The sequence below is a fragment of the Pseudomonas sp. genome (assembly GCF_037994325.1).
GTDB lineage: Bacteria > Pseudomonadota > Gammaproteobacteria > Pseudomonadales > Pseudomonadaceae > Aquipseudomonas.
In genome coordinates this window covers 1-6,886 of the sequence record NZ_JBBNAH010000474.1, presented here as the reverse complement: position 1 = coordinate 6,886, position 6,886 = coordinate 1, and the positions used below count along the sequence as shown (strand labels likewise).

Below are 6,886 nucleotides of genomic sequence, written 5' to 3'. Positions count from 1 at the left end.
GGCATCACCCTTACGAGGAGGTCGCCACGCCATCGAGCAGGGTGCGAATGCGCTCCAGCAATTCACTGCCGCTAAACGGTTTGCTGAGCATGTCCATACCGGTGCCGGCCAGGTCTTGGCGGTCCAGGGCATTTTCGGCGTAGCCGGAAACATACAGCACCGGCAGGCTGGCGCGCATGCTGCGAGCCAGGGCGGCGAGATCGCGACCGTCCATGCGCGGCAGGCCGATATCGGTAAGCAACAGGTCGATGGACGCATCGCTTTTCAACGCTTGCACAGCGCCCTCGGCGTCGTACACCTGGGTCGAGCGATAGCCGGCATCGCTGAGCAGTTCAGCGACCAAGGCGCTGACCGACACCATGTCTTCAACAATCAACACATGCTCGCCAGTGCCGTCTTTTGGCGCGTCTTGGGGCGCCTCGCTGGCGATTACCAACGCTTCACCGGCCGGCAACAACAACACCACTTCGGTGCCTTTGTTGATCACGCTGCGAATACTCACATCGCCTCCAGACTGGCGGGCGAAGCCGTAAATGCTCGACAGGCCCAGGCCCGTGCCTTGGCCGATAGGCTTGGTGCTAAAGAACGGATCGAACACCTTGCTGATCACTGCCTCATCAATGCCCACGCCATCGTCACGTACCGACAGGGCAATATAGGTGCCGTCTTGCATTTTCGGGTTGCCACTGACCACCGTGGCGTAGGTGGCAATGCGGATGCTGCCACCTTTGGGCAGGGCGTCGCGGGCGTTGATGATCAAGTTAAGCAATGAGCTTTCAAACTGATACGGATCGACCATCGCCACCGACGTGCCCGGGGTCAGCTCCAGCGTCAGAGAAATACGTTCGCCAATGGTGCGATGCAGTAACTCTTCCAGCGACAGTACATGCTCATTGATGTCGATGGGCCGCGTATCCAGCGGCTGCTGGCGGGCAAAGGCCAGCAGGCGATGGGTAAGGGCGGCAGCGCTGTTAGCCGAGTTCAAGGCAGCATCGGCGTAACGCTGCAGCGCGTCGTAGCGTTTGTCTTCCAAGCGCCGTTTCATCAGCTCAATGGCCGCAATGATGCCGGTCAGCATGTTGTTGAAGTCGTGGGCGATACCGCCGGTGAGCTTGCCCAGGGCATCCATCTTCTGCGCTTGCAGCAGTTGCTCTTCGGTACGCTCGCGTTCGGCTACTTCCTGGGCAATGCGCGTATGGGCATTGTCCAGTTGCTTGCGTTGTGAGCGATCACGGGCGCGGTGTTCGCTGACGTCTTCGACAAAAACCAGGCTATGGCCCGGCAGCCGGTAAGGCGAGATTTGCCAGTCGGTTTCGCGCTCGACGCCGTTTAACAGCAGGTTGACGCTGCCTTTCCAGCGCTCGCCCGCCCGCAGGTGAGTACGCAACTCCAGCCACTGCTCGGTCTGGTCAAGGGCGATGCAGCGGAGCAAGCCGTCGGTGCCGATGTTGCCTTGCAACAGGTCGGTAAAGGCTTGATTGCTTTCGACCACATGCAGTTGCTCATCCAGCACGGCGATGGGCGCCGAGACGTTGAAAAACATCTCGCGAAACCGCGCTTCGCTTTCGCGCAGGGCGTTCTCGCTGTCACGCACGCGCAGCAGGGTGCGCAGCGTGGCCATCAATACTTCCGGGTCGATGGGGTGAGTCAGGTAGGCGTCGGCGCCGGTTTCCAGGCCGGTGACGATATCGTCCGGCTGAATCGAGGCGGCCGATACATGCACCACCGGCACGCGTTCGGTGCGGGTTTCCAGGCGGATTTTGCGCACGATGTCGAAGCCGGTCATATCCGGCAGGTTTACATCAAGAATCAGCGCGTCGTACTCGTTGGCGGCGATTAACGCCAAGCCATCGTCGCCAGTGCCGGCTTCGTCGATGGCGTAGCCCTGCTGCTCAAGGCGCCGACGTAGCGCGTAGCGGGTGGCCACGTTGTCGTCGACGATCAGTAAGCGAGCGTCAGTCTTCATCAGGTTTGCCCTCGCCAATGGCGAACGGAATAATCACGAAGAACGTCGAGCCGACGCCGGGCTCACTTTCTACCCCCACGTTGCCACCCAACAACTCGGCAAAGCGTTTGCACAACGACAGGCCCAGGCCGGTGCCGCGCAAGCGTTTTTGCAGAGGGGAGTCCACCTGGGAGAAGTCCTCGAATAGCTTGTCATGCATATCGGCTGGAATGCCGATGCCGGTGTCGCTGACCGCAAAGCGAACTTTGCTGGCACTTTCCAGGCGCGCCGACACGCGTACTTCGCCGCGTTGGGTGAACTTTAGCGAGTTGGAAATAAAGTTGCGCAATATCTGCGCGAGCTTTTTGTCGTCGGTGTACAGCCGTGGCATGTCCACCGGCTCTTCGAAAATCAGGTCGACCGAGCCACCGTCCACGATGGGGCGGAACATACCGCGTAGCGCCGAAAACAGGTCGAACATATCAAACCAGGCCGGCGAAATCGTGATGCGCCCGGCCTCGATTTTGGCCAAGTCGAGCAGGTCATCCACCATATCGCTCAGTTCGCTGGCGGCGGTACGCACAAAGCCCACTTGCTTGTGTTGTTCCGGGCTTAGCGGCCCATCAAGCTCGTCATCCAGCAGGCTGGTGATGCTTAGAATCGAGCCCAGGGGTGTGCGGAATTCGTGGCTCATATAGGAGAGAAAACGGCTTTTCAGGTCGGAAGCCTGGCGCAGTTCCTCAGCCTGGGTGTCCAGCTCGGCATACAAAGCCAGCACGCCCTGATTGGTTTCCTCAAGTTCGGCGCGCAGTGCTTCGTTCTCAGCCAGCGCAGCCTGCAGTTGTGCCTGGGTGTCGGTATCAGCCATTGGCTGTCTCCAGTGGTACGACCAATACGGTTACATCATCACGGCCGCGACAGAAATCGCGGTGCAGCACCGCCGCAATTACCGCCGGGTGGCGGTAGATCAAGCCGGGGTAGCTGTTGAGGTTCCAGCGCGACTGCAAACCGTCGCTGTACATCACCAGCAATTGGCCCTGGCACTCGGTAAAGTCAAACGTCTGCGCCTTGCGAAATTGCGCGCCCAGAATGCCCGGGTGCGAAGCCAGCCCGCGGCTTTTATCTGCTGTAATCAGCGTAGCGCCAATGTTGCCGATGCCGGCAAATTGCAAGCGCCCGTTGTGGCCGTCGTATTGTGCCAAAGCACCCGCGCCACCGCGGCTGCCGCACATGGCGCGGTGCATATCGTCCATTAGCACGCTAGGCATGGCGAACGGCTCAACGGCGAAAGCACGCTCACCGGCGCGGGCCGCGTCTTGAGCGTCTTCACCATGGCCGAGGCCATCAATTATCAGCGCACTGATTCGCGAGTCTTTGACCGACAGGTGCCAGATATCGCCGCAGGCAGGGTCGTTATGCAGCGAGTGCTGGCTGACGCCAAAGCGGTAATCGACGATCTTGCTGCCTCGGGGGTAAAGGCGCGCCAACATCACTGCGCCGCGGTCATCGGCAAACACGTCAAATACCTCAGACTGGCGATCGACCGCGCCCATGCCGATGCCCTGAGTGCCACCCGTGGAAAAGCCGTCAGTCAGGCAGTTTTGCAGGTCAAAGCCCGGCCCCCGGTCGATGGCCAACAACTCAATGCCCTTAACGGCGCCGTAGGGCAGCACGCGCACATGCAATTCGCCGCGCCCGGCATGCTTGAGCAAATTACTGGTCAGCTCGGTGGTTACCAGCGCCGCGCGGGCGGCATCGTTGGGATCGAAGCCACTGTCTGCCGCCAGTTTTTGCACCACACGACGGGCATGGCCGACCTGGCTTTCATCCTCAACGAGCAACACCTGGGTGAGGGAACTGCTTAGGTTCAGGTCCATCGGGTAATCGTCACTCGGGTACCTTCGCCGGGGGCGGTTTCCAGCTCGAACTCTTCCACCAGGCGTTTGGCGCCAGTGAGCCCCAAGCCCATGCCGGTGCCGGAGGTCCAGCCATCGGTCATGGCCAGCTTGAGGTCGGGAATGCCAGGGCCTTCATCGCGAAACGTCAGGCGCAAACCCGTGCGCCCGCTGTCCTCGAGAATCTGCCAATCCATATCACCGCCACCGCCATACACCACGGTGTTGCGCGCCAGCTCGCTGACCGCCGTTACCAGCTTGGTCAGGTCGATCAGGCGCATGCCGCAGTCTTGTGCCAACTTGCGCGAGGTCTGCCGTGCCAATACCACGTCTTGTTCGATACGTACCGGTTGCGTGCCGCTGCTGCGCACGTTCATTGCGCCGCAACCCGTTCACGCAGCAGTTTCATACCGCGCTCGACGTTAAGGGCCGTGCTCACGCCCGGCAGGGTAAGGCCCAACTCCACTAACGTAATCGCCACCGCGGGTTGCAAGCCAACCACCACGGTTTCGGCATCCATGATGCGCGACAGGCCGGAGATGGTGCTGATCATGCGGCCGATAAACGAGTCGACCATATCCAACGCGGAAATATCGATCAGCACACCGCGCGCCGAGGTGGCGCTGATGCGTTCGGAGAGATCGTCCTGCAGGGTCATGGCCAACTGGTCGTGCATGTCGACCTGAATAGTCACCAGCAGGAACTGACCCATTTGCAAAATGGGGATACGGTCCATGTCACTGCGCCTTGGTTACGGTGACGCCCAAGCGGCGCAGGGCCAGCGACAGAGCATCGGCCAGGTTGGCCTTGGTGACCACGCCTTGCAGGTCCAGGCCAAGGTGCACGATGGTTTGCGCAATTTGTGGACGCACACCGCTGATAATGCAGTCGGCGCCCATCAGGCGGATGGCCGTTACGGTTTTCAGCAGATGCTGAGCTACCAGGGTGTCCACGGTGGGCACGCCAGTGATATCGATAATGGCGATTTCCGAACCGGTATCCACGATGCGCTGCAGCAAGGATTCCATCACCACCTGCGTGCGTTGCGAGTCCAGGGTGCCGATCATGGGCAGGGCGAGTACGCCATCCCAGAGCTTGACCACCGGCGTCGACAGCTCCAACAGCTCTTCCTGCTGGCGGCGAATAACGGCTTCACGGGACGCCTGGAAGGTGCGGATGGTGTGTAGGCCAAGGGCGTCGAACAATTCGGAGGCTTGCAGCACTTGTTCGGCTAATAGCTCTGCCTGGTCTTTGAATTCGTTCTGCAGCAGGGCAAACAGCGGGCCTTTGAGGGCGAAGATAAAGGTGGCCGTTTGGCTGGAGTCTTGGCCCTGCTGGGCGCGGCTGCGGGACAAGCGATCAAGGAACTGGCGGGTTTCTTCCCACTGCGCGGTGCCGATCGCAGCACCTGCACCTTGCTCCAGCGCGGCACTGAGCAGACCGAGGAATTCTTTGGTTTCAGCTTTGAGCTCGCTGTCTTTTAAATTACGCGTAGCACCGGAGGCTTCCAGGCTTGCAATCCATTCCTGCAACAGTTGAGATTCGGCGCTTTTGATTTTTTGAACGGCGTGTTGACCCAATGCGGCCATGCTGGAGCTCCTGAAAAGGTGGCAGTTCTTCTAATAAGTGCGAGCAAGGTCGGGCAGCCAGTAGTTGGGTACTGACTGCACTCGAGTGCGTGGCTATGACGAAATACAGCACAGCGAGCATTCGGTAAAGCGCTGTTCGGGGCCGACACCTATATAGACGTGCACCTCAGGTGCACAACTGCTCGTGGCCGCGCTCGCTTACGCGTAGAACGTGGCGCAAAAATATAGTTCAGGTCCGATTGCAGGAGTCATGCGAGGGGCTGCGCCGTGGTCAACATGCCGTGCTCAAAAACGGCGCAGGCCAGCAGTATGCTCGTCCCTGAGCGAGGTGTTCGTCCGTGCAAACCATGCGGCGTGGCGCTTATTAGACGCCAGCGAGCGGAGCGTAAGTTCAGGCGCGCAAGCGGTGTTCAAAACCTGGAGCCTGACGCTGAGCGCGAGCAGTTTCGATAGCACGGTTAGCAAGGAATGCACCCTGTTCGGTGTTCAGGCTCAGCGAACCGTTGGCAATCTTGATATCGCGGCGCAGCTCGCGAATCAGGCGGCCGACCATTTTCTCGTTAAAAATCATCGCCGGCTCAATCACCTTGGTGAAGGTTTCCTGAGCATTCTTCAAGGTCAACAGCACCGAAGTGTCTGGACGCGGGCTGAAGGTGATTTCGTAGGTTGGGAAGGCATTGAACAGGTGCTTGACTGGATATTTCATGGTTAACCGCTCCGTCGGGTTTTAATCGTTGCAGGACATAGAGCAGCCAGCGTGCCAATTTTGATGCTCTCCCACCCTCCAGTAAATTCGAGGCTTGCAGCGGGTTTGCAATCAACCTGCCATTAGCAAATTGCACGATGGCCCAGGTTCAGCCATGCAAATCGCAACGGCGAACATTCGAGCGACCGAATTATTCCTGCAAATAACCCAGTGCCCGCGATAACCCTTCCCACTGGTGTTCCGGCACTGTGCTGCATACCGGCAGTGTCCGCAGAACTGACTGTTTACCCCCCCCATCGTGATGAAGGCACAGGCGCAGCCTGTGACATTGACCATGGGGTTTAATTTTTATATCCAAACAGATATATTTCTTAAGCCATGCCAACGCTCTTTTACCGGGCGTTGAGTGGCAAAGGAGTGGGTATGCGGCAACAGGAGTTGAAGCCAATCGCGTTTGTGGGAACCAGCAAGAACGACCTCAAAGATTTTCCCCGAGGTGCTCGTCTGGAGGCAGGTTATCAGTTGGAAACCTTGCAGCGTGGTGGTCAGGCGAATGACTGGAAACCAATGAAGTCGGTCGGCTTGGGCGTTCAAGAGATACGGGTCGCATGCGAAGAGGGGGCGTTTCGCGTGTTCTATGTAGTTAATCGGCCTGAAGCGCTATACGTGTTGCACGCCTTCAAAAAAACCACTCAGAAGACTGAAAAACGCGATATTGATTTAGCGAAAGCCAGGCTGAGATCACTTGCAT

General features: G+C 58.9%; 8 protein-coding genes. 1 reads left to right on the top strand and 7 read right to left on the bottom strand.

Features of this window, described 5'->3' with window-relative positions; all coding sequences use genetic code 11:
- Positions 1–10: 10 nt before the first annotated feature.
- The 7 genes from AAAB16_RS16120 to AAAB16_RS16090 all read right to left on the bottom strand — a co-directional run bounded on the left by AAAB16_RS16120 (position 11) and on the right by AAAB16_RS16090 (position 6,135).
- Positions 11–1,966 (bottom strand): response regulator, encoded by a 1,956-nt coding sequence (locus tag AAAB16_RS16120; protein WP_340664230.1) that lies wholly within the window; start codon positions 1,964–1,966, stop codon positions 11–13.
- Positions 1,956–2,813 (bottom strand): ATP-binding protein, encoded by an 858-nt coding sequence (locus tag AAAB16_RS16115; RefSeq protein ID WP_340664229.1) that lies wholly within the window; start codon positions 2,811–2,813, stop codon positions 1,956–1,958. The genes AAAB16_RS16120 and AAAB16_RS16115 overlap by 11 nt, the downstream gene beginning before the upstream one ends.
- Positions 2,806–3,822, bottom strand: coding sequence for an ATP-binding protein (locus AAAB16_RS16110; RefSeq protein ID WP_340664228.1), 1,017 nt, complete (start codon positions 3,820–3,822; stop codon positions 2,806–2,808). Before AAAB16_RS16110 ends, AAAB16_RS16115 begins: the two co-directional genes overlap by 8 nt.
- Entirely contained in the window at positions 3,813–4,217 is a 405-nt protein-coding gene (locus AAAB16_RS16105; protein ID WP_340664227.1) for an anti-sigma regulatory factor, read from the bottom strand. Before AAAB16_RS16105 ends, AAAB16_RS16110 begins: the two co-directional genes overlap by 10 nt.
- Entirely contained in the window at positions 4,214–4,576 is a 363-nt protein-coding gene (locus AAAB16_RS16100) for an STAS domain-containing protein (protein ID WP_271194654.1), read from the bottom strand. The genes AAAB16_RS16105 and AAAB16_RS16100 overlap by 4 nt, the downstream gene beginning before the upstream one ends.
- 1 nt (position 4,577) lies before the next feature.
- Positions 4,578–5,429: an STAS domain-containing protein gene (locus AAAB16_RS16095; RefSeq protein WP_340664226.1), complete on the bottom strand. Its 852-nt coding sequence runs from the start codon at positions 5,427–5,429 to the stop codon at positions 4,578–4,580.
- Positions 5,430–5,820: 391 nt separating this feature from the next.
- A complete protein-coding gene (locus tag AAAB16_RS16090) occupies positions 5,821–6,135 on the bottom strand; it encodes a DUF3509 domain-containing protein (RefSeq protein WP_340664225.1) in 315 nt (104 codons plus the stop codon).
- A gap of 423 nt (positions 6,136–6,558) precedes the next feature.
- Between AAAB16_RS16090 and AAAB16_RS16085 the strand changes: the two genes are divergently transcribed.
- Positions 6,559–6,886 (top strand): type II toxin-antitoxin system RelE/ParE family toxin (locus AAAB16_RS16085; protein WP_340664224.1); only part of this gene is annotated, 328 nt, incomplete at its 3' end.

Excerpts from the sequence above, each read along its gene's own strand:
- AAAB16_RS16115 (WP_340664229.1), bottom strand. The coding sequence starts at position 2,813 with ATGGCTGATACCGACACCCAGGCACAACTGCAGGCTGCGCTGGCTGAG.
- AAAB16_RS16105 (WP_340664227.1), bottom strand. The coding sequence starts at position 4,217 with ATGAACGTGCGCAGCAGCGGCACGCAACCGGTACGTATCGAACAAGAC.
- AAAB16_RS16095 (WP_340664226.1), bottom strand. The coding sequence starts at position 5,429 with ATGGCCGCATTGGGTCAACACGCCGTTCAAAAAATCAAAAGCGCCGAA.
- AAAB16_RS16120 (WP_340664230.1), bottom strand. The coding sequence starts at position 1,966 with ATGAAGACTGACGCTCGCTTACTGATCGTCGACGACAACGTGGCCACC.
- AAAB16_RS16100 (WP_271194654.1), bottom strand. The coding sequence starts at position 4,576 with ATGGACCGTATCCCCATTTTGCAAATGGGTCAGTTCCTGCTGGTGACT.
- AAAB16_RS16110 (WP_340664228.1), bottom strand. The coding sequence starts at position 3,822 with ATGGACCTGAACCTAAGCAGTTCCCTCACCCAGGTGTTGCTCGTTGAG.
- AAAB16_RS16090 (WP_340664225.1), bottom strand. The coding sequence starts at position 6,135 with ATGAAATATCCAGTCAAGCACCTGTTCAATGCCTTCCCAACCTACGAA.